A 21156-nucleotide genomic window follows, 5' to 3' on the forward strand; every position below is an offset into this window, starting at 1 on the left:
TCTAGCGATACGGCAGAAATTTTCCTATTTTCTCTGTGCTTTTGACGCTCTTTGTATCTTGAAAGGATTTGAACCCGTCCTGTAATCGTCGGAAAATAGATAGCTTTGGCTTGGATCAGGATTCCAAGTCAAAGCTTCTAATTTTCATTCCGATTACGGACGGACTTGGTATCATGATTATGGCTACTTATGAAACTTTTGCGGCGGTCTACGACGCTGTTATGGATGATAGTCTTTACGATTTGTGGACGGATTTCTCCCTCCGTCATTTGCCAAAGACTAAGGACAAAAAGAAATTGCTCGAATTGGCTTGTGGAACTGGGATTCAATCTGTACGTTTTTCTCAAGCTGGTTTTGATGTAACTGGACTCGATTTGAGTGCTGATATGTTGAAGATTGCGGAGAAGCGTGCGTCTTCCGCCAAACAGAAAATTTACTTTATTGAAGGCAACATGTTGGATTTATCGCAAGCTGGCAAGTATGATTTTGTGACCTGCTACTCAGATTCAATCTGCTATATGCAGGATGAAGTAGAGGTTGGGGACGTCTTCAAAGAGGTCTACAATGCCCTCAATGAGGATGGTGTCTTTATCTTTGATGTGCACTCAACCTATCAAACGGATGAGGTTTTCCCTGGCTATTCTTACCATGAAAATGCTGAAGATTTTGCTATGCTTTGGGACACTTATGAGGATGCGGCACCGCATTCTATCGTCCATGAATTGACCTTCTTTGTCCAAGAGGAAGATGGAAGCTTTAGTCGTCATGATGAGGTTCATGAGGAGCGTACCTACGAGGTCTTGACTTATGATATCTTGTTGGAGCAGGCTGGCTTCAAATCCTTCAAGCTTTACGCCGATTTTGAGGACAAGGAACCGACTGAAACTAGTGCACGTTGGTTCTTTGTGGCCCAAAAATAAGAGCCTATGACAGTTACAGGTATTATTGCTGAGTTCAATCCTTTTCATAACGGTCACAAGTATCTCTTTGATCAGGCTGAAGGCGTGAAAATCGTTGCCATGTCCGGGAATTTTGTCCAGCGAGGTGAGCCAGCTATTGTGGATAAGTGGACTAGGGCTCAGATGGCTTTGGAAAATGGGGCAGATCTTGTGGTTGAGTTGCCCTTCTTGACGGCAGTTCAGTCTGCCGATTATTTTGCTGCTGGGGCCGTCGATATCTTATCTCGACTGGGGATTGATAGTCTTACTTTTGGCACGGAAGAAGTCCTAGACTATCAGGCAATAGCAGATGTCTATGCTGAAAAGTCTGAGGAAATGGAAGCCTTTGTGGAGAGTTTGCCGAGTGATTTGTCTTATCCACAGAAGACGCAAAAAATGTGGGAAAAGTTTGCTGGTGTAGCCTTTACTGGCAATACACCCAATCATATCCTAGGCTTAGCCTATGCCAAAGCTTGTGCTGGTAAGGGCATTAAGTTGAATCCTATCCAGAGACAAGGGGCTGGCTATCATTCCTCAAACAAGGAAGTATCTTTCGCCTCAGCAACCAGTCTTCGTCTCCACAAGCAAGATAGTGATTTTGTGGATAAGTTCATGCCCAATAGCAAACTTTTTCAGACTTCTCCACAGGTCTCTTGGGATAATTATTTCCAATTGCTGGTTTATCAGATTCTTACAAACCCTGATTTGACCAGTGTTTTCCAGGTGAATGAAGAGATTGCCAGTCGTTTAAAAGCTGCTATTCGTGAGGTTTCTTCTGTTGAGGAGCTAGTGGATAAGGTAGCAACTAAACGCTATACGAAGGCTCGTGTACGTCGTATTTTGACTTATATCCTGGTCGGAGCTGTGGATAACCCTCTAGCTGAATCTATTCATGTGCTTGGTTTTTCTCAAAAAGGGCAGTCTCACCTTAAATCTGTGAAAAAATCTGTGGATATAGTGGCTCGGATTGGAAGGGAGCCTTGGGATATGCTTACACAGCAAGCAGATAATGTTTATCAATTAGGTAATCCCGAGCTTTCTCAACAAAACTGGGGACGCGTACCAATTAGAGTAAAATAGTTTTATAAAAGGTCTACCCCTGGTAGGCTTTTTTAATCTTTTTTCGAATAAATGTAATAGAAAGAATGAAGTTGTACAAGTTCCTGACAAGTTTATTCTTTTGGTATATAATAAAAGAAAAGAGGAAAATGAGGTATGCTAATGGAAGCAGTCGTCTATTCAACGTTTCGAAATCATTTGAAGGATTATATGAAAAAGGTTAATGATGAATTTGAACCTTTAGCTGTAGTCAATAAAAATCCCGATGAAGATATTGTAGTGGTCTCAAAGAGTGAGTGGGATAGCATTCAAGAAACATTGCGGATTGTTCAAAATAAAGGACTTTCAGACAAGGTTTTAAGAGGAATGGCTCAGGTACGTGCTGGAGAGACTCAAGAACATGCACTAAAGGAGTAGAAAATGTTACTCACTTTTACTGAAGACGCATGGACAGATTATTGTTATTGGCAAAATCAGGATAGAAAGACACTTAAGCGAATTAATAAACTAATTAAAGATATTCAACGGGATCCTTTTTCAGGTATTGGTAAGCCAGAACCCTTGAAGTATGACTTTCAAGGAGCTTGGTCCCGAAGAATTGATGCTGAAAATCGTTTAATTTATATGGTTGATGGTAAGAGCGTCGCCTTTCTATCTTTTAAAGATCATTATTAGGTCTACCTATGGTAGGCTTTTTTACTTTTTGTAAACTTTTCTCAAAAAGATCAAACAAAACTATTGACCTTTACTGACTAATAGTGTATTGTAGTCTCATAAAGAATTGCTTCCTTATAAATCTTGCAGGACTAGCCTAAATCCTTGTAAAAAGGTAATTATAGCTTGCCTGCAAAAATATTTACAATAAAGGTCAAAAAAAGTCAAAAAAGATATTGACTAATACTGACTAATGTTGTACAATATAAACATAAGGAAATGAAATCCTTATGAAGGCTGTCAAAACAGTCCATATACCGATATGAAAAGATTGCAGCTTGTCTGCTTAAATTTTCATTAAAAAGGTCAGTAAAAGTCAAAACTAAATTCTTGACCCAAGCAGATGAAAGGTATATGATAAAGCTATAGGGAAAAAGGTTTCCTTAATCTACAGGTTTCTTTCTGAAAGAAGCTTGGAAGTTAGCTATTTTGAGAGATTCACAGAAAGAAGGTGGCTCTTATGCTAAATGTTAATTTATTCAAGACTGTGAAAGTTCTCAGTCTTCTGCCAAGAGCAAAACCTGAAATTATTAGAAGAGTAGTTGAGGCTACTAAAAATTTTTAGGGTTTTGGTCAGTAAAAGTCAAAATTTACACATGAACTAAAAAATAACACTTAAAAAATCACAAGAAAACACAGTATGAGGTAATTATATGAACAACAACTTTAATAATATGGATGATCTTTTCAATCAATTGATGGGTAACATGGGTGGTTACCGTTCAGAAAACCGTCGCTACATGATTAACGGTCGTGAAGTGACACCTGAAGAATTTGCGATTTACCGTCAAACAGGTCAATTGCCTGGTAATGAAGGTGAAGCAGTAAACCCAACTCAACAACAAGCCAAAGGACCTAAACAAGATGGTATCCTTGCTAAGCTTGGTCGTAACTTGACTGAAGAAGCTCGTGAAGGTAAATTGGATCCTGTTATTGGACGTAACAAAGAAATCCAAGAAGCTTGCGAAATCTTGGCTCGTCGTACCAAGAATAACCCAGTCCTTGTCGGGGATGCTGGTGTTGGTAAAACAGCTGTAGTTGAAGGTTTGGCACAAGCCATCGTTAATGGTGATGTCCCAGCTGCCATCAAGAACAAAGAAATCATTTCAATTGATATTTCTGGACTTGAAGCTGGTACTCAATACCGTGGTAGCTTTGAAGAAAACATTCAAAACTTGGTAAACGAAGTCAAAGAAGCTGGAAACATTATCCTCTTCTTCGATGAAATCCATCAAATTCTTGGTGCCGGAAGCACTGGCGATGGTCAAGGATCTAAAGGTCTTGCTGATATCTTGAAACCAGCCCTTTCACGTGGTGAATTGACAGTGATTGGTGCAACAACTCAAGATGAATACCGTAACACTATCTTGAAGAATGCTGCCCTTGCTCGTCGATTCAACGAAGTTAAGGTCAATGCTCCTTCTGCTGAAGATACCTTCAAGATTCTCCAAGGTATCCGTGATCTTTATGAAAAACACCACAATGTTATCTTGCCAGATGATGTCTTGAAAGCAGCGGTTGATTTCTCAGTACAATACATTCCACAACGTAGCTTGCCAGATAAGGCTATTGACCTTGTAGACGTGACAGCAGCTCACTTGGCAGCACAACATCCAGTAACTGATGTCAATGCTGTTGAACGTGAAATCGAAGAAGAAAAAGCTAAACAAGAAGCTGCAGCTGCTAAAGAAGATTACGAAGCAGCCCTAAATGCTAAGGTTCGTATTGAAAAACTTGAAAAGAAAATTGCTAACCATGCAGAAGATCACAAGGTGACTGCTACGGTAAACGATGTGGCTGAATCTGTAGAACGTATGACTGGTATTCCAGTATCTCAAATGGGTGCAACTGATATCGAACGTTTGAAAGATATGGGTAACCGTTTGCAAACTAAGGTTATCGGTCAAGATAAGGCCGTTGAAGCAGTAGCGCGTGCCATCCGTCGTAACCGTGCAGGATTCGACGAAGGTAACCGTCCAATTGGTAGCTTCCTCTTTGTGGGACCAACTGGTGTTGGTAAAACTGAGTTGGCTAAACAATTGGCCCTTGATATGTTCGGTACAAAAGATGCTATCATCCGTTTGGACATGTCAGAATACAGTGACCGCACAGCCGTTTCTAAATTGATTGGTACAACAGCTGGTTATGTTGGTTATGATGACAATAGCAATACCTTGACAGAACGTGTTCGCCGTAACCCTTATTCAATCATCCTTCTTGATGAAATTGAAAAGGCAGACCCTCAAGTCATCACCCTTCTCCTCCAAGTTCTGGATGATGGTCGTTTGACTGATGGTCAAGGTAACACTGTAAACTTCAAGAACACTGTCATTATCGCAACTTCAAACGCTGGCTTTGGTTATGAAGCTAACTTGACAGAAGATGCGGAAAAACCAGAACTCTTGGATCGTTTGAAACTTTACTTCCGTCCTGAATTCTTAAACCGTTTCAATGCTGTGATTGAATTCTCACACTTGAGCAAGGAAAACCTTTCTAAGATTGTTGATTTGATGTTGGTAGATGTCAATAAGACCCTTTCTAAGAAAGAAATCGACTTGGCAGTTAGCGAAGCTGCCAAAGAATACATGACTGAAGAAGGCTACGATGAAGTCATGGGTGTTCGTCCACTCCGTCGTGTGGTTGAACAACAAATCCGTGATAAAGTCACAGACTTCCACTTGGATAACCTTGATGCTAAACACCTAGAAGCTGATATGGAAGATGGTGTCTTGGTTATCAAAGAAAAAGATGCTAAATAAAAAGCATAAAACCTCCTAATCCTATTATGAAGCAGAGATGTTAGTAGACATCTCTGTTTTTTTTCTTTTTTATTTAAGACTTTCCTTGGGTGCTACGGACGGAAGCGACTTCCTAGCGGAATTCCATTCCTAAGATTTGAGCCTAAGTCTCAAATCTTCCGAGTGATAGAAGCAATAGTGCTTCTATCACCTGTAGCACAGCGGAAAGTCTTGTATATTTATTCTTAAATATAAAATGAGATAAAATTATTTAAATTATAATAATCTGATAAATAGTTAAAAATATATTCTATTTTCAAGAAAACGTTGACAACGTATATATATATATATAATGTTTACAGAAAATTAAATTTAGGTGAGGAATCCTTATGAAAAAGAAAAATTGTTTAATTACTTTTGCTGTGATTTTACTATCTATAGCATTAACAGGTTGTTCGGTCAGTAAGAACTTAATAAATACTGCAAAAAATGTTTCAGGAAGAGTTACAAGTAAATCTTCAAGTTCTTCAACAACGTCAAGCTCTTCAGGTTCTGTAAGTTCAAGTAATTTTAACCCTCAGGACACATCTGATGCCACAATTGAGAGTATTTCAACCTATAACGACTATCTAACGATGTATTCGAAAATTGTTGATGAATATCTAACGAATTATCAAAATGCTGTTGCTGGTACAGTACTTGATGACGCAAATACAATTGAGCAAATGAAACAAGAGTCATTAAAGTCTTTGGAAGAACAGAAAAAAGAATACGGTCCGATGGGAAATACTAAGATTGTTGGTAAAGATAGTCTAGTTGAATTCTTGAAAAATTACCGTAATGGGTTGAAAGAATATACAGATAATATTTCAACCCAAATTCAATAATATAATTAAGGAGAACAAATGAAAACAAAAACATTAGCTGTGACAAATGGAGTAGTAGGACTAATCGGAGGAATCTTTCTTCTTTTTGCAATCTGGTTTATTTTAGGTGTAGCATCTTCGGGATCAGAGGTTGCGACTGGATTAATGACTTTGTTTGTATATCTTGTAAAGCTAGCACTACTAGTACTTGGAATAGTTGGTGCTGTATATTATAAAGGGGATACTCCGGTAGGAACTGCTCCTAGTGTACTTTTGATTGTTGGAGGAGCGATTTCTCTTATTCCTTTCTTGGGATGGATTGGCGGAATCTTAGGAATAATCGGTGGTTCATTGTATCTAGCGAGCCTGAAAAAATTTTAATAGTTCAATATGAGAAAATCATTTCAAGGAGGGTAAAATGGATTTATTTTGGCCAATGTTTTTCTTTATGGCATTCGTGGTAATTATCATGATTTTTGCTACAATTTCAGAAGTAATCAATAAATTAGGTAATATAGCAAAATGGCTCGGTTTAGGAGCGATAGCAGGAAATGTAATAAATAATAAAATCAATTCAGACACTGCTATAAAACAAGGTAGAACTTGGAGGAAAAGTAGAAAAAATCATAATAACGGATTTTTAGACGATTTTGAAGAGTTTGTCTCGCCATCTTATGAATCAGATGAAGAACATGAGTTGTCTGATGAAGAGAGCTTTAGAGAATATCAAGAATTTAAAAGGTGGAAAGCAACACAAAAAGGTAAGTAGCACAGGCTACTTACCTTTATTCTTTATTGTCACTTTGATATTTTTTCAAATGTTCTTGGATGATGCTGAGTCGAGGTTCTAGGTCTTTTTGGAAGACACGTGTTTTATAGCTGAGGTCTTGTTTGATGTCATCAAGCACAAGGTTTTGTTCCTTGATGATGTCAAGGTTGCGTTTTATTCTGTCCAGATCGTGAGAGATATTTTCTCGTGATTGGTTGAGGTCTAGGATTTCCTCTTTGATGTCTTCACGTCGTTTATAGGCGTAGTAGGCACCGTAGGCAAGGGTTCCAAGAGCTAGAAAGCGTCCGAGTTTCATTCTGTTACCTCTTTAGCAATGCTGTCAGCAAGGTCGGCCAAGGCAGCGAAGTCTGGTTCGTGTTCATCAAAGCCCATGTGGATACCATCGTCTGCACCGTAACGAGGAACGAGATGAATATGAGCATGGAAGACGGTTTGTCCAGCAACTTCTTCGTTGTTGTTAAGAACATTCATTCCGATAGCTTTTGTTGCTTTTTGGACGGCACGGGCAATTTTAGGGACACGGCTAAAGACAGTCTCTGCGGTTTCAGCAGACATTTCTAAGATGTTGCGAACGTGCTCTTTAGGAATAACCAAGGTGTGTCCTTTTGTAGCTTGTGAAATATCGAGGAAGGCTAGAACCTTGTCGTCCTCGTAGACTTTTGATGATGGGATTTCTCCAGATATAATTTTACAGAAAATACAATTATCCATAATAACGACCTTTCCATGAGTTTTTGTTATAATAGATTATATCATACCAAAGAGAGAAAAGATAATGCTTAAATTAGAAAAGGTGACGGGTGGTTATGCCAATATTCCCGTCCTAAAAGATGTCACTTTTGAGGTGGCTGATGGTGAATTAGTTGGCCTAATTGGTCTTAATGGTGCTGGAAAATCAACAACAATTAACGAGATTATTGGTCTTTTAACACCCTATGGGGGACAGATTGCAATTGATGGTTTAACCATTCAGCAAGATACGGCTAGTTATCGTCAAAAGATTGGTTACATCCCTGAGACACCAAGTTTGTATGAGGAATTGACACTACGTGAACATTTGGAAACGGTGTTGATGGCCTATGGGCTTGATGTGACTGAGGGGATGGCACGTGCGGATAAATACCTCAAGCTCTTTCGCTTAGATGAAAAATTGGACTGGTTCCCGACTCAGTTTTCAAAGGGAATGAAGCAGAAGGTTATGATTATTTGTGCCTTTATTGTGGACCCAAGTCTTCTCATTGTTGATGAGCCCTTCCTAGGTTTGGATCCTTTGGCGATTTCGGACTTGATTGAGCTTTTGGCTGAGGGAAAAGCGAATGGTAAGGCTATTCTCATGTCGACTCACGTTTTGGATTCGGCTGAGAAGATGTGTGATCGCTTTGTAATTTTGCATCACGGTCAAGTCTTAGCACAGGGAACGCTTGATGAGCTTCGTCAGACCTTCGGCGACAGTAGTGCCAGTCTTAACGATATTTACATGCAGTTAACTAAGGGAGAATTGTCATGATAGCTGAGCTTTTTAAGGAGCGTAGCAAGCGATTCAATACCCGTTGTGCTAAGTATAGTCGCTACGTCTTTAATGACCACTTTATCTTGGTTCTTCTCTTTTTGTTGGGCTTCGTCTTGGTTCAGTATAGCCAGTTGCTCCGACATTTTCCAAAAAATCCATGGGCTATTGTCCTGGGCTTGCTTGTGCTGTGTCTCTTCCTTCCTTTCTGGGGAAACATTGCCACCTATTTAGAGCCTGCTGACAAGCACTATCTCTTGGTGAAGGAAGAAGAGGTACGAGCCCATGTTAAGAAGGCAACAGGGCGTGCTTTTAGATTTTGGGTGCTCATTCAAACTTTGATTTTTATCTTGGTCGTTCCACTCTTTTTAGCCTTGGGGCTTCCAGTTTGGGGCGTTGTCCTTGTAGCGGTGGCTATGGCTATTCTTAAGTATTTTATTTTCCAGAAAAAGGCTCAACCTTTTTATAAGCAATCTGGACTTAATTGGGCTATAGCTATTGCAGCGGAAAATAAACGGCAACAATCAATTTTGAAGTTCTTCTCCCTCTTTACCAATGTTAAGGGGATTACGTCGAGTGTAAAACGCCGTGCTTATTTGGATGGTATTCTCAAACGTACAAAGAAGGACAAAAACCATACTTGGTACAATCTTTACCTAAGGGCTTTCTTACGCTCTGGAGATTACTTTGCTTTGAGTTGTCGTCTCTTTGCCTTATCTCTACTGGTTATCTTTTTAGTTCCTGAAAAATGGTTGGCTATGATACTTGTGGCTATTTTCGATTACCTCTTGCTCTTCCAACTGACAGCACTAAAATCCCACTTTGCTTATCAAAGAATGGCTAATCTTATGCCATTAGGTAAGGACATGCAGGTGGACAATCTGAAACGTTTGATTAGCCAAATTATCCTTGTGATGACGCTGATTCAGGCTGTTTGTCTCTTGGATTTGAAGTTTAGCCTCATTTTAGGTGGAGTGATGCTTGTTTTGAGCCTTGTCTACCTACCAGCCAAGCTTAAGAAGATGATTGACTAACACCTATTAAATAAGTTAAAATAGAAGCAAAAGACTAAAGAAAAAGGAGATGCCTAGGTGACATCAACAGATAAAGATTTGAGCCTGACTCCTCTCAAAGGAAACAGTGGTAAGGCCTATATGGGGACCTACCCAAATGGAGATCGCGTCTTTGTGAAGATGAATACAACACCAATCTTGGCAGCTCTTGCCAAGGAACAGATTGCACCACAGCTCTTGTGGGCTAAGCGTCTGGGAAATGGTGATATGATGAGTGCACAGGAATGGCTTGATGGTCGCATCTTGACCAAACATGACATGAATAGCAAACAGATTATCCAAATTCTTGGTAATTTGCACCGTTCAAAACACTTGGTAAATCAGCTCTTGCAGTTGGATTATCACATTGAAAATCCCTTTGACCTTCTACACGAATGGGAGGAAAATGCTGCCTATCAATTACGTGAGAATGGTTATCTTCAAGATGTCGTTAGAGATTTGAAACGTCATCTTCCAGAATTTCGTGCAGATATTGCGACAATTGTCCACGGGGATGCCCGTCATAGTAACTTTGTTATTACAACCTCAGGATTGATTTATTTGGTTGATTGGGATTCTGTACGTTTGACAGACCGTATGTATGATGTCGCACAGATTCTTAGCCATTACATTCCTTTGGCACATTGGCCTCAGTGGTTGTCATATTATGGCTATAAGAATAATGACCTTGTGATGGACAAGATTTATTGGTATGGGCAATTCTCATACTTAACACAAATTTCAAAATTCTTTGATAACCGTGATATGGAACACGCCAACCGAGAAATTTATGAATTGCGTAAGTTCAGAGAAACCCTGCACAGGTATTAGAAAGTAAACATGCGAGTTAGAAAACGTAAGGGTGCAGAGGAACACCTAGCGAATCATCCTCAATACGTTATCCTTGAGCCGGAGGCTGCTAAAGGTAAGTGGCACGAGCTTTTTGGTAATGACAATCCTATCCATATTGAGGTGGGATCTGGTAAGGGAGCCTTTATCACTGGAATGGCCCAACAAAACCCTGATATCAACTACATTGGTATTGATATCCAGTTATCTGTCTTGAGTTATGCCTTGGATAAGGTCTTGGCCTCAGGTGCTGAAAATGTTAAGCTTTTGCGAGTGGATGGCTCAGCCTTGACTAATTATTTTGCGGACGGTGAAGTGGACATGATGTATCTGAACTTCTCAGATCCATGGCCTAAGAGTCGTCACGAGAAACGCCGTTTGACTTACAAGACTTTCCTAGATACTTATAAACAAATCCTGCCAGAAAACGGAGAAATTCACTTTAAGACCGATAACCGTGGACTTTTCGAGTATAGTTTGACTAGCTTTTCAAAGTATGGAATGGTTCTTAACAAAGTTTGGTTGGACCTTCATGCAAGTGATTACGAAGGTAATGTTATGACTGAGTACGAGCGTAAATTCTCAGAAAAAGGTCAAGTCATCTATCGAGTAGAGGCTCAGTTTAAGGACTAATTCTTTGGGAAATAGGATGAAAAAATAGCGATTAGCCACAAATAGGCTAATCGTTTAATATGGAGAGGTCGCATAGAGGCCGAGTGCGCACGCTTGGAAAGCGTGTAGTCCTTAACGGGGCTCGGGGGTTCGAATCCCCTCCTCTCCTTTTTGGAAATAGAGAAAATGTCCCTTCTGAATTGAAAGGGACATTTTTTAGGTATAGTAATCAAAAGAATATGTCATCTTTTAGTCCCAAGGGCTCTGAATACCTGCTACCCAACCGGTACAGAGGGCGCTGGTGATATTAAAGCCACCGGTATGGGCGTTGATATCAAGGACCTCTCCTGCAAAATGTAGGTGAGGGACTTTTTTACTTTCGAGGGTTTTGGGATTGATTTCCTTAAGGTCAACGCCACCTTTGGTTACGAAAGATTTGACAAGTGACATTTTACCCGTGATCGGGATTTCCATGTCCTTAAGCTGACTGATAAGATTTTCCAAGTCTTTGGGATGTAGCTGTTTGACCTTATTATCGGTCATACCTTTTGCTAGGAATTCAGCGATACGCTCAGGTACAAGGGCTTTGAGGGAGTTTTTAACTGATTTCTCGCGATTTTCTTCAAAGTAGATCTTGAGATTTTCTTGGTTTTGGTTGGGAAGAAAGTCTAGATGTGCTATCTCACCACCCTTAACAAAGCTAGAAAGGCGAAGGGCAGCTGGTCCAGATAGGCCGAAATGGGTGAAAAGCAGGTCGTGGGTAATCTTGTGCTTGCCATAGGACAGAGTGACATCGTCAAGAGAAATTCCCTGTAAAGCCTTGTGTGGAAAGTCGGTTAGAAGTGGACTTTCTGCAGCTTCAAGGTCAGTAACATGGAGTTTGAAATGACGGGCAATATCATGTCCAAAACCAGTCGAACCTGTTGATGGGTAGGATTTTCCACCAGTTGTGACGATGAGTTTGTCACTGGTAAAAATTTGGTTTGAAGATTTAACTTGGAATTGCTGATCGACCTTTTTGACGGAGACAACTTCTGTATCGGTGAGGATAGTAGCACCTAGTTCCAGAATTTTATCCTCCAGAGCCTGGATAATAGTACGTGATTTATCTGTTTTAGGGAAGACACGTCCGTGATCCTCGACCTTGAGTTTGACACCATTGTCCTCGAAAAAAGCAATGATGTCATGGTTATCAAATTGGGAAAAGACGCTATAGAGGAAACGCCCATTACCTGGAATACCTGCTAGGAGGTCGTCAAGACTTCCATTGTTAGTGACATTACAACGTCCGCCTCCGGTACCAGCAAGTTTCTTGCCAAGTCTTTTATTTTTTTCAATCAGAAGGGTTTGTTGGCCATAAAAGGCTGAGGCAATGGTCGCCATCATGCCAGCAGGTCCACCCCCAATAACGATAGTATCAAAATGTTTCATGCCTTTATTTTAGCATAATTTAAAGTGGGAGATGTCAAAGGACCAGTATTTTTAGGTAAATTATGTTAGAATAGAAATAGACATTTTGATTAAAATGATTACTAACTAAGGAGGGAATATCGTGTCTGAAAATCACATGAAACACCGTTCATCTGTCTACGATAGTATGGTTAAATCACCTAACCGTGCCATGCTTCGTGCGACAGGAATGACGGATGAAAGTTTTGAAAAGCCAATTGTTGGAGTTATCTCAACTTGGGCGGAAAATACACCATGTAATATCCACTTGCACGGTTTTGGTCAAATTGCCAAAGAAGGGGTGAAAGATGCGGGAGCTTGGCCTGTTCAATTTGGGACCATTACTGTTGCCGACGGGATTGCTATGGGAACACCAGGGATGCGTTTCTCTTTGACGTCTCGTGATATCATTGCGGACTCTATCGAAGCGGCTATGGGTGGTCACAACGTGGATGCCTTTGTAGCTATCGGTGGCTGTGATAAGAATATGCCAGGTTCTATGATTGCCATTGCTAACATGGATATTCCAGCGATTTTTGCCTACGGTGGTACCATTGCACCGGGTAACCTTAACGGTAAGGACATCGACTTGGTTTCTGTTTTTGAAGGAATCGGGAAATGGAACCACGGTGATATGACAGCCGAAGAGGTTAAAGAGCTTGAGTGTAATGCCTGCCCTGGCCCTGGTGGTTGTGGTGGTATGTATACTGCCAATACTATGGCAACAGCGATTGAAGTAATGGGGATGAGTCTTCCAGGATCATCATCTCACCCTGCTGAATCAGCTGAGAAGAAAGCAGATATCGAAGAAGCTGGTCGTGCGGTTGTTAAGATGCTTGAACTTGGTCTTAAACCATCAGATATCTTGACACGTGAAGCCTTTGAAGATGCTATCACTGTCACAATGGCGCTTGGTGGTTCAACAAATGCCACTCTTCACTTGCTCGCTATTGCTCACGCAGCTAACGTTGATTTGACGCTTGAAGATTTCAATGACTTCCAAGAGCGCGTGCCTCACTTGGCTGACTTGAAACCTTCAGGTCAATATGTCTTCCAAGACCTTTACAATGTTGGTGGTGTGCCAGCTGTTATGAAGTACTTGTTGAAGAATGGCTTCCTTCACGGTGACCGTATCACATGTACTGGTAAGACTGTTGCGGAAAACTTGGAAGCCTTCGACGATTTGACACCAGGTCAAAAAGTTATCATGCCGCTTGAACATCCTAAACGTGCCGATGGTCCGTTGATTATCTTGAAAGGTAACTTGGCTCCAGAAGGTGCGGTTGCCAAAGTATCAGGGGTTAAAGTTCGTAATATCACGGGTCCTGCTAAGGTCTTTGACTCAGAAGAAGATGCTATCGAAGCAGTTCTTTCTGACGAAATCGTTGACGGCGACGTTGTTGTTGTTCGTTTTGTAGGTCCTAAGGGTGGTCCTGGTATGCCAGAAATGTTGTCCTTGTCATCAATGATTGTTGGTAAGGGTCAAGGGGACAAGGTTGCCCTTTTGACAGATGGACGTTTCTCAGGTGGTACTTACGGCCTTGTTGTTGGTCACATTGCACCTGAAGCTCAGGTTGGTGGTCCAATTGCTTACCTTCACACAGGGGACTTGGTTACAGTTGACCAGGATACCAAAGAAATCACTATGCACGTTTCAGACGAAGAGTTGGCAAAACGTAAAGCTGAAACTGAGTTGCCACCACTTTATAGCCGTGGTGTCCTCGGTAAATACGCTCACATTGTTTCTTCAGCCTCACGTGGTGCTGTTACCGACTTCTGGAACATGGATAAATCAGGTAAAGCCTAATTTACTGACATAAAAGAAATCACACCGGAATATGTGCGGTGTGATTTTTTGAGTTAGGAAGTCGAAGGTAGTCGCTGAAAGCATTGTGATTTGGTGAAAATTTATCAGTTGAGCTCCCTCAGCAAAAATAGAGCAAAAAACTGGTTGGAACTATCCAACCAGTTTTAATATTATTTTCCACCTCGAGGTGAAATACCAAGGGCAATGCGACCATATCGACTGATACGGGTCATCTTCCAGACAGGCGAGTAAGTAGTCTCGACCTTGACAGATTTGATACCATCGATTGATTTGAGTTTTTCAGCAATTTCGTAAGGCATCGTCTCTTCGCAACCGCAGCCAGTATCGGTAAAGGTCATAAGGAAGTAGCAGTGGCCAGTTTCATCAAGGGTGATTTCATAGATTAAGCCAAGGTTATAGATGTCTAGCTCAATCTCAGGATCAAACACAGTGGTCATTTGTTCAACGATAGGTTCTAAATAAGGTTGGACTAAATCGTTGACTTTAATATCATCACGGAAGTTTTTCATAGGACCTTTTCTTTCTATTTTACTTTTGTTTATTATGTCATACTTTAGGGCTTTTTTCAATCTGGTTTAGTCATAATAGTTTGTAATGGGAATACGCCGTAACATCAAAAAATCCCCAACAAACCCATCGTTGGAGATAATGTGACTTGTGCTTTTGTATCAAGCAAATTCTTCGCAACGATAGTTGCAAGAGCACTACAGACAATTGGAGAGAGAATAAAAATCCAAAGTCTTGCGAAATAGGACTCCACCATTCCTAGATACAACAGATCTGGTACTAATAAAGATAAGCCTTTAAGTACTGATTGTTTAAGCAAAAATCCTTCAAAATACATTTATACCCGAGCAATAGTCTATCAAAATACTTTTGGCCTATCAAGCAAAATGCTCAGGAATTTAGGGTTAACATAATGGCTCTGAAACCCCATATTAGGGACGGGGAATTGTCTTGTCAAATTGACAGAAAGGTGTGATTATGATATTCTCATAGTAAGACATTTCAAGAGAAAATGAGGCTATTATGAGTATTGAAAAGACCGTCAGCGAGATTGCTGAAATCCTTGGCGTTAGTCGTCAAGCAGTCAATAATCGTGTCAAACAACTTCCAGAAGAAGATACTGAAAAAAATGCAAAAGGGGTTACTGTCGTTAAGCGTAGTGGCTTGATTAAGTTGGAGGAAATCTACAAGAAGACTATCTTTGACGATGAGCCTATTGATGAAGAAACTAAGCAACGTGAGCTGTTAGAGATTCTTGTAGACGAGAAAAACTCTGAGATTGCCCGTCTCTATGCCCAGTTGAAGGCAAAGGATGAGCAGTTGTCTAACATGGATGACCAATTGCGTGTCAAAGATGTTCAAATCGCCGAGAAAGACAAGCAAATCGATCAACAGCAACAATTGACCTTGACTGCTATGAAGGACAAAGAAGAGCTTAAATTGGAGCTTGATGAGGCTAAGGTAGAGGTTGATGAAGCCAAAGCTCAAGTGGAAGAGATCCAAACCAAACAAGAAGAAGCTTCTAAAAAAGGGTTCTTTGGACGACTATTTGGAAAATAAAAAAGAAGCTGGGACTCAGTCTCAGCTTTAACTATTGTAGGAGATAAAGATGGAAAATGTAGAAACTTATATTGCCTTTGATTTGGAATTCAACACGGTGGATGGCGTTAGCCATATCATCCAGGTGTCAGCTGTTAAGATGGACCGGCATGAGGAAGTGGGCCAGTTTGACTCTTTCGTCTATTCGGATGTTCCTTTGCAGTCCTTTATCAATGGTTTGACGGGGATTACAGCTGATAAGATTGCCAAGGCACCGAAGTTAGAGTCCGTTCTAGCGGATTTTAAGGCATTTGTTGGTGATACACCACTTATCGGTTACAATGCCCTTAAGTCGGATTTGCCCATTCTAGCTGAAAATGGTTTAGACTTGGAAGAGAAATATGTTTTAGATGTTTTCGATGAGGCCTTTGACCGTCGTGCTTCGGATTTGAATGGTATTGTCAACCTCAAGCTAACCAGTGTCGCAGATTTCTTTGGAATTAAGGGACATGGTCACAATAGTTTGGAGGATGCTCGGATGACCGCACAGATTTACGAGAAGTTTCTCGAATTAGATGAGAATGCAAAACTTCTGGAGCAACAGGAAGAAGTCAGTAACAATCCTTTTGCTGCACTAGGTTTAGGTGGCCTCTTCGACTAAAGCTTTACAAGAGCTGTAAAGGCTGTAAAGAGTGATGGCTAACTTTTTCTGTAAGAAGTGAAAATCCTCTAGGGTTAGGGCTTGCTCGTCACCTTGCGTTATAAGGTAGAATCTAGGTATCAAGGGTGGCCAAGGTCCTCCTTTGATGGAAAATCTTAAAAGGAGGTGACTGAGATGTCGCAGTTTTCAACAGGAGAGTTGGCTAAGGCAGCAGAAGTGTCTGTTAGGACTGTCCAGTACTATGATCAACGTGGTATTTTGACGCCGTCTGAAGTTACAGAAGGTGGTCGGAGAATCTATCACGAATCAGACTTGGAACGCCTACAAGTCATTTGTTTCTTAAGAGATTTGGATTTCTCAATTAATCAAATCAAAAAACTCTTGCAAGAGGAGAATAGGGAACAGGTTTTAGAGCTTTTGTTGACAGATCAAATCGAGAGCTTGGAAAAGTCTTCAGAGGAAATAGAGGTCAAACTAAAACGTGCCCGTCACTTGCAAAAAGCAACTGCTAAGTGGCGTCAACTTTCGTTGGAAGATTTGTCAGACATTTCACGTCTTATGGAAAATCAAAAATCATGGCGAAATTTGCAGTTGAGAATGTTTGGAAGCATCATTCTAACGAGTCTTCTTTATTTCATAGCCCTACTGATAGTCATTTATTATTTTAAGGATCCTAGAGGTTTGTTTGTTGTCTGCCCCGCATTTATCATAGCCACAAATTTAGTGGTGTTTCACTATAGAAAGCAGTTCGAATACCTCTGTCCTAATTGTTATAAGGCTTTTGACCCTAGTTTTAAAGAGTTTGCTCTTGCAGGGCATACTCCTAGGACTCGTAGGCTGACTTGTCCTCATTGTCATGTGAAAACCTACTGTTTGGAGTTGGCTAAGACTAAAACGAAATAAATTTATCGAATATAAAAAAACGCTTGAGAATGACTTCTCAGGCGTTTTTAGCTTATTCAACTGAACTTAGAGCTTCGAGCATATTAAGCTTGGCTAGGCGGTTATTAACAACGAAGCCGAGGATAATAAGGATTAAGACAATGAGAACAGCTGGTAAAAGGTAGGTAGCAAGTCCAATAGATGGATCAAACATGATACGATCTGGTGGGATAATGCTTACCATATATTGGTGAAGTGCCTGTCCAAGACCAAATCCGACGAAGATACCAATAATAGATAGATAAATGGTTTCACGATAGATGTAGAGGGATACTTCATTATTGTAGAAACCAAGAACCTTAACGGTTGAGAGCTCGTGGATACGTTCAGAGACATTGATGTTGGTCAGATTGTAAAGGACAACCACAGCAAGAAGAATGGAAACAGTAATCAAGATACCAATAACTTGCGTTAAGGAATTGACCATGGTGCTGATTTGCAACTTGAGGTTGTTGTTTTGAACAACGCCGTAAACATTTGGCAAGTTGATGAATTTAGCTGCCATGTTTTCCACATTTTGCTTGGTAGGCTCAGCCAGACTGACGAGATTGGCATTATTCACTGAAGGTGTACCAAAGGCTTTTTGATAGTAGCTAGCATTCATAAAGAGGAAATGTCCCATGTACATTTCTGTGATACCAGCAATTTTAATCTTGACGGATTCTTCCTGACTGTTTTGTACAGTAATGGTATCGCCAACCTTGAGGTTAAGGAGTTTGGCCATTTTTTCAGAGATAATAGCTCCATCATTAGATAATTTAAGCGTTTTGTTATGTGCCCGGTCTCTCAAGCTAACGTAACTATTAATGATTTTCTCATCATGGTCGTTAAAGACAATCGTCGAGATTTCTTGGGTATCCTTATTATTACCAGCAATTTTTTGTAAGGTTTCAAAATGAATATTCAAGTATTCTTTGACGTCTTTGCTATCAAGAAGCTTTGTGAGTTGCTCATCAAAGGCACTTGATGTATTCGGTTGTTTAGCGACAATCATATCATAGTGAATGATGTCTTCAAACTGTTGCTGGTTAAGATTAGATACGGAAGAACGAATTCCTAAACCTGCGAAGAGCAGAGCGATAGAGCCTGCGACTCCAAAGAGGGTCATAAACATCCGTTGTTTATAGCGGAAAATATTACGCATGGTAACTTTTTCTTTGAAGCTAAGACGTTTCCAGAGAGGTGTAATGCGCTCTAGGACAATCTTAGCTCCTGCACGAGGTGGCTTTGGAAGGAGCAGTTGGGAAGGTTTTTCCCAGAGTTCTTTCTTAGCAACCGCATAGGCAGGAAGTACAGCGGATAGGAGGCCTAAAAGAAAGGCGATTAGGGTAAGCCCTAAGTAGAAGTGCAACTCAAAAGCAGGTAGTTGCAAATCATTCTTATAAGTGTTGTGAATGAGTACTGGAAGTAGAGTATGTCCTGTAATAACCCTTGCAGCTGTGCCAGCAATACTAGTAATTAATCCATAAATGACGAATTTGTGGATAATACGTGAATTGTTGTAACCTAGTGCATTAAGAATACCGGCTTTTCCTCGTTCTTCTTCAACAAAGCGTCCCATGGTTACAAAGGTAACTAAGGCTGCCATAAAGTAGAGGGCTACAGGGAAGATGTTGCTGACATCATGGATGATGTTGATGTTACTCTCGTAAGCAACATACCCTTCTGAACCCGGAATCTCTCGACGAGAGTAGAACTTGTAGCTAGGGGCTGGCATATTGTCCAGCATTGCTTGACTTTCTTCGAGTTCTTTTTGCTTGGCTTCAATCTTGGTAGTAGCCTCTTTTACACTTGCTGCCTCAGCAGCGTTGGTTGTTGTCATCTGCTGAGTCTGGGTGCGTGCTGCTTCAAGCTCTTGTTTTCCTTGCGTAATTTGAGCTTGAGTTTGGGACTTGATTTCAGTTAAGCGTTTCTCAGGCTCGTCTTTAAAAAGGTCCTTGAGTTCAGCTTTTCTTTCTGAAATTTTATCCGCATATTTCTTACTAAAAGGACTCACATTTGCCAAATCCTGGTAACGGATTCGAGCAATCATGTAGTTATTAGCGTTGAAATCTGTCTTCGGCACAACGGCATAGCCGTCTAGTTTTCCGGTACCTGCACTGGCATTACCAAGACGATTCTTGGAGAGGAGTTCAGAGGAATTGACAAAACCAGTAATGGTATATGTTTGTTCCTTTAACTGTTTTTGCCCAGAGCTATCTACTGGCTCAGAAAAATTAATCTTATCTCCTACACTGTATTCTTCTTTATAGGTCGAAGAAAGAGCAATCTCCCCATCCTTATTAGGAAGCTTCCCCTCAACAAGGTCATAGGTAGAGATTTTTTTAGGTTTTGAGAAGATACGAAATGTCGTATTTGTGCCCTTGATAACAGCATCTTTGAAATAACCATACTCAATGTCAACATTCTTCTTTTTGACTGTATTAAGAAGGTCTTGATCGGTTTTGTTAATACCGTAAGTACTGATTAAGCTCAAGTCAGCTGTCTGATGGGCCTTGAAGAAGTGTTCTCCTGTTGTTTTCATATTAGGAGAAGTGACCTTAAGACCAATCAAAGCAAAGGATCCGAGTGCCATAAGCAAGGCAATAGAGAGCATACGCCCTTTAGAAGCTACAAAGGTTCGCCAAACATCTTTCCAATAAGTTGTTTTTTTCATGACGGTGCTCCTTTCTAGTACTCCAAGTCCTCGATTTTTTGTGGGTTGGGATTAATTTCCACACTCTTAATCTTGGCATCGTGCATTTGGATCACACGATCAGCAATTGGAGCTAGAGAAGCATTGTGGGTAACAATAATAACAGTTGTTCCCTGTTTGCGCGCCATGTCTTGAAGGAGGGTCAGGATTTGTTTCCCTGTTTGATAATCCAGAGCCCCCGTCGGTTCATCACAAAGAAGAATCTTTGGATTTTTGGCAACGGCACGTGCAATAGCGACACGTTGTTGTTCCCCACCAGATAGTTGTGATGGGAAGTTGTCCAAGCGGTCCCCTAAACCGACTTCGACAAGTGTTTGTGAGGCATCTTTAGCGTTTGGAACGATTTCAGATGCTAACTCAACGTTCTCCCTGGCCGTAAGGTTTGAAACTAAGTTGTAAAATTGGAATACAAAACCAACGTCTTCACGACGATAAGTCGTAAGTTCCCTAGCTGAGTATTCAGAGATATCCTTACCATCAATAATGACGCGGCCTTCGTCATTGGTGTCCATACCACCTAAGATGTTAAGAACGGTTGATTTCCCTGCACCGGAGGCACCGAGAACGACGACAAGCTCCCCTTTTTCAATTTCAAAGCTTACGTCATTATTTGCGATAATTTCCAGATCACCGGTCTTATAGCGTTTATAGCTATGTTTCATTTGAATATAAGCCATGAATTTCCCTTTCATATGAAATAATGATGCTGTTAATTACCTATCTTTCCTTATCTCATTGTAACGGATTTTCCTTGAAATATCTAGCGTTTATGCTAAAAAAATACTAAAACATAGCAAGTTTTTCTTACATGTGATAGAGATGTGTGTGAAGCGTTTACATATGAGAAAATAGTTTAGTAAATGAGCTTTTTGTGAGTCTCCGATTTGGTCATTTGGTTATAAAGTTAGGCT

22 protein-coding genes and 1 tRNA gene are annotated in these 21156 nt (G+C 40.6%); 17 read left to right on the forward strand and 6 right to left on the reverse strand.

The features are described 5' to 3' along the window. Positions 1-179: 179 nt before the first annotated feature. From QRD39_RS08630 to QRD39_RS08665, 8 genes are all read left to right on the forward strand, one after another. The gene (locus QRD39_RS08630; protein ID WP_285956266.1) at positions 180-920 is read left to right on the forward strand and encodes a class I SAM-dependent DNA methyltransferase; all 741 of its coding nucleotides are present in this window, start codon (positions 180-182) and stop codon (positions 918-920) included. A 6-nt stretch (positions 921-926) separates the two neighbouring features. Then, positions 927-2018, forward strand: a complete 1092-nt coding sequence (locus QRD39_RS08635) for a nucleotidyltransferase (RefSeq protein ID WP_285956238.1) — start codon at positions 927-929, stop codon at positions 2016-2018. 141 nt (positions 2019-2159) lie between these two features. Continuing rightward, on the forward strand, positions 2160-2414 hold the full coding sequence (locus QRD39_RS08640; protein WP_285956239.1) for a type II toxin-antitoxin system Phd/YefM family antitoxin: 255 nt from the start codon (positions 2160-2162) through the stop codon (positions 2412-2414). Positions 2415-2417: 3 nt separating this feature from the next. After that, on the forward strand, positions 2418-2672 hold the full coding sequence (locus QRD39_RS08645) for a Txe/YoeB family addiction module toxin (protein ID WP_008535398.1): 255 nt from the start codon (positions 2418-2420) through the stop codon (positions 2670-2672). A 692-nt stretch (positions 2673-3364) separates the two neighbouring features. After that, positions 3365-5470, forward strand: a complete 2106-nt coding sequence (locus QRD39_RS08650) for an AAA family ATPase (protein WP_285956240.1) — start codon at positions 3365-3367, stop codon at positions 5468-5470. A gap of 368 nt (positions 5471-5838) precedes the next feature. Next, positions 5839-6336: a hypothetical protein gene (locus QRD39_RS08655; protein ID WP_285956241.1), complete on the forward strand. Its 498-nt coding sequence runs from the start codon at positions 5839-5841 to the stop codon at positions 6334-6336. A gap of 18 nt (positions 6337-6354) precedes the next feature. Then, complete coding sequence (locus QRD39_RS08660) at positions 6355-6696, forward strand: hypothetical protein (protein WP_285956242.1); 342 nt, start codon at positions 6355-6357, stop codon at positions 6694-6696. A 37-nt stretch (positions 6697-6733) separates the two neighbouring features. Further along, a complete protein-coding gene (locus tag QRD39_RS08665; RefSeq protein ID WP_008535389.1) occupies positions 6734-7084 on the forward strand; it encodes a hypothetical protein in 351 nt (116 codons plus the stop codon). 16 nt (positions 7085-7100) lie between these two features. On the opposite strand, the gene QRD39_RS08670 is transcribed toward QRD39_RS08665, so the two are convergent. After that, entirely contained in the window at positions 7101-7400 is a 300-nt protein-coding gene (locus QRD39_RS08670; RefSeq protein ID WP_285956243.1) for a hypothetical protein, read from the reverse strand. Beyond that, positions 7397-7816: an HIT family protein gene (locus QRD39_RS08675; protein ID WP_021152466.1), complete on the reverse strand. Its 420-nt coding sequence runs from the start codon at positions 7814-7816 to the stop codon at positions 7397-7399. Before QRD39_RS08675 ends, QRD39_RS08670 begins: the two co-directional genes overlap by 4 nt. A 64-nt stretch (positions 7817-7880) precedes the next feature. Between QRD39_RS08675 and QRD39_RS08680 the strand changes: the two genes are divergently transcribed. The 5 genes from QRD39_RS08680 (at position 7881) to QRD39_RS08700 (ending at position 11294) form a co-directional block, all read left to right on the forward strand. After that, entirely contained in the window at positions 7881-8612 is a 732-nt protein-coding gene (locus QRD39_RS08680) for an ABC transporter ATP-binding protein (protein WP_285956244.1), read from the forward strand. Beyond that, on the forward strand, positions 8612-9646 hold the full coding sequence (locus QRD39_RS08685) for an ABC transporter permease (protein WP_434556764.1): 1035 nt from the start codon (positions 8612-8614) through the stop codon (positions 9644-9646). The genes QRD39_RS08680 and QRD39_RS08685 overlap by 1 nt, the downstream gene beginning before the upstream one ends. 57 nt (positions 9647-9703) lie before the next feature. Further along, positions 9704-10495 (forward strand): cell cycle regulator CcrZ, encoded by a 792-nt coding sequence (gene ccrZ, locus QRD39_RS08690; protein WP_002889525.1) that lies wholly within the window; start codon positions 9704-9706, stop codon positions 10493-10495. A gap of 9 nt (positions 10496-10504) precedes the next feature. Continuing rightward, a complete protein-coding gene (gene trmB, locus QRD39_RS08695; RefSeq protein WP_285956246.1) occupies positions 10505-11146 on the forward strand; it encodes a tRNA (guanosine(46)-N7)-methyltransferase TrmB in 642 nt (213 codons plus the stop codon). Positions 11147-11207: 61 nt separating this feature from the next. After that, positions 11208-11294, forward strand: a tRNA-Ser gene (locus QRD39_RS08700). 80 nt (positions 11295-11374) lie between these two features. Here the strand turns inward: QRD39_RS08700 and aao are convergent. After that, on the reverse strand, positions 11375-12556 hold the full coding sequence (gene aao, locus QRD39_RS08705; RefSeq protein WP_285956247.1) for an aminoacetone oxidase: 1182 nt from the start codon (positions 12554-12556) through the stop codon (positions 11375-11377). A gap of 136 nt (positions 12557-12692) precedes the next feature. Between aao and ilvD the strand changes: the two genes are divergently transcribed. Then, positions 12693-14381 (forward strand): dihydroxy-acid dehydratase, encoded by a 1689-nt coding sequence (gene ilvD, locus QRD39_RS08710; protein ID WP_434556765.1) that lies wholly within the window; start codon positions 12693-12695, stop codon positions 14379-14381. A gap of 170 nt (positions 14382-14551) precedes the next feature. On the opposite strand, the gene QRD39_RS08715 is transcribed toward ilvD, so the two are convergent. Continuing rightward, positions 14552-14911, reverse strand: coding sequence for a metal-sulfur cluster assembly factor (locus tag QRD39_RS08715; RefSeq protein ID WP_008535380.1), 360 nt, complete (start codon positions 14909-14911; stop codon positions 14552-14554). 520 nt (positions 14912-15431) lie between these two features. Between QRD39_RS08715 and QRD39_RS08720 the strand changes: the two genes are divergently transcribed. The 3 genes from QRD39_RS08720 to QRD39_RS08730 all read left to right on the forward strand — a co-directional run bounded on the left by QRD39_RS08720 (position 15432) and on the right by QRD39_RS08730 (position 17511). Continuing rightward, a complete protein-coding gene (locus tag QRD39_RS08720) occupies positions 15432-15968 on the forward strand; it encodes a DUF536 domain-containing protein (protein ID WP_002889519.1) in 537 nt (178 codons plus the stop codon). Positions 15969-16017: 49 nt separating this feature from the next. Continuing rightward, entirely contained in the window at positions 16018-16608 is a 591-nt protein-coding gene (locus QRD39_RS08725) for a 3'-5' exonuclease (protein WP_155213471.1), read from the forward strand. A gap of 174 nt (positions 16609-16782) precedes the next feature. Next, complete coding sequence (locus QRD39_RS08730; protein WP_285956249.1) at positions 16783-17511, forward strand: MerR family transcriptional regulator; 729 nt, start codon at positions 16783-16785, stop codon at positions 17509-17511. Between the two features lie 52 nt (positions 17512-17563). Here the strand turns inward: QRD39_RS08730 and QRD39_RS08735 are convergent, their stop codons facing one another. Together QRD39_RS08735 and QRD39_RS08740 are read right to left on the reverse strand one after the other, a co-directional pair. Next, positions 17564-20206: an FtsX-like permease family protein gene (locus QRD39_RS08735; RefSeq protein ID WP_285956250.1), complete on the reverse strand. Its 2643-nt coding sequence runs from the start codon at positions 20204-20206 to the stop codon at positions 17564-17566. A 14-nt stretch (positions 20207-20220) separates the two neighbouring features. Then, the gene (locus QRD39_RS08740; RefSeq protein ID WP_002889513.1) at positions 20221-20922 is read right to left on the reverse strand and encodes an ABC transporter ATP-binding protein; all 702 of its coding nucleotides are present in this window, start codon (positions 20920-20922) and stop codon (positions 20221-20223) included. Positions 20923-21156: the final 234 nt, after the last annotated feature.

This window comes from Streptococcus raffinosi (assembly GCF_030284685.1).
Classification (GTDB): Bacteria; Bacillota; Bacilli; order Lactobacillales; family Streptococcaceae; genus Streptococcus; species Streptococcus raffinosi.

Excerpts from the sequence above, each read along its gene's own strand:
- QRD39_RS08660 (WP_285956242.1), top strand. The coding sequence starts at position 6,355 with ATGAAAACAAAAACATTAGCTGTGACAAATGGAGTAGTAGGACTAATC.
- ilvD (WP_434556765.1), top strand. The coding sequence starts at position 12,693 with ATGAAACACCGTTCATCTGTCTACGATAGTATGGTTAAATCACCTAAC.
- QRD39_RS08655 (WP_285956241.1), top strand. The coding sequence starts at position 5,839 with ATGAAAAAGAAAAATTGTTTAATTACTTTTGCTGTGATTTTACTATCT.
- QRD39_RS08725 (WP_155213471.1), top strand. The coding sequence starts at position 16,018 with ATGGAAAATGTAGAAACTTATATTGCCTTTGATTTGGAATTCAACACG.
- QRD39_RS08720 (WP_002889519.1), top strand. The coding sequence starts at position 15,432 with ATGAGTATTGAAAAGACCGTCAGCGAGATTGCTGAAATCCTTGGCGTT.
- QRD39_RS08640 (WP_285956239.1), top strand. The coding sequence starts at position 2,160 with ATGGAAGCAGTCGTCTATTCAACGTTTCGAAATCATTTGAAGGATTAT.
- QRD39_RS08680 (WP_285956244.1), top strand. The coding sequence starts at position 7,881 with ATGCTTAAATTAGAAAAGGTGACGGGTGGTTATGCCAATATTCCCGTC.
- QRD39_RS08665 (WP_008535389.1), top strand. The coding sequence starts at position 6,734 with ATGGATTTATTTTGGCCAATGTTTTTCTTTATGGCATTCGTGGTAATT.
- QRD39_RS08715 (WP_008535380.1), bottom strand. The coding sequence starts at position 14,911 with ATGAAAAACTTCCGTGATGATATTAAAGTCAACGATTTAGTCCAACCT.
- QRD39_RS08645 (WP_008535398.1), top strand. The coding sequence starts at position 2,418 with ATGTTACTCACTTTTACTGAAGACGCATGGACAGATTATTGTTATTGG.
- QRD39_RS08675 (WP_021152466.1), bottom strand. The coding sequence starts at position 7,816 with ATGGATAATTGTATTTTCTGTAAAATTATATCTGGAGAAATCCCATCA.
- QRD39_RS08730 (WP_285956249.1), top strand. The coding sequence starts at position 16,783 with ATGTCGCAGTTTTCAACAGGAGAGTTGGCTAAGGCAGCAGAAGTGTCT.
- trmB (WP_285956246.1), top strand. The coding sequence starts at position 10,505 with ATGCGAGTTAGAAAACGTAAGGGTGCAGAGGAACACCTAGCGAATCAT.
- QRD39_RS08650 (WP_285956240.1), top strand. The coding sequence starts at position 3,365 with ATGAACAACAACTTTAATAATATGGATGATCTTTTCAATCAATTGATG.
- QRD39_RS08630 (WP_285956266.1), top strand. The coding sequence starts at position 180 with ATGGCTACTTATGAAACTTTTGCGGCGGTCTACGACGCTGTTATGGAT.
- QRD39_RS08735 (WP_285956250.1), bottom strand. The coding sequence starts at position 20,206 with ATGAAAAAAACAACTTATTGGAAAGATGTTTGGCGAACCTTTGTAGCT.
- QRD39_RS08670 (WP_285956243.1), bottom strand. The coding sequence starts at position 7,400 with ATGAAACTCGGACGCTTTCTAGCTCTTGGAACCCTTGCCTACGGTGCC.
- QRD39_RS08635 (WP_285956238.1), top strand. The coding sequence starts at position 927 with ATGACAGTTACAGGTATTATTGCTGAGTTCAATCCTTTTCATAACGGT.
- QRD39_RS08740 (WP_002889513.1), bottom strand. The coding sequence starts at position 20,922 with ATGGCTTATATTCAAATGAAACATAGCTATAAACGCTATAAGACCGGT.
- aao (WP_285956247.1), bottom strand. The coding sequence starts at position 12,556 with ATGAAACATTTTGATACTATCGTTATTGGGGGTGGACCTGCTGGCATG.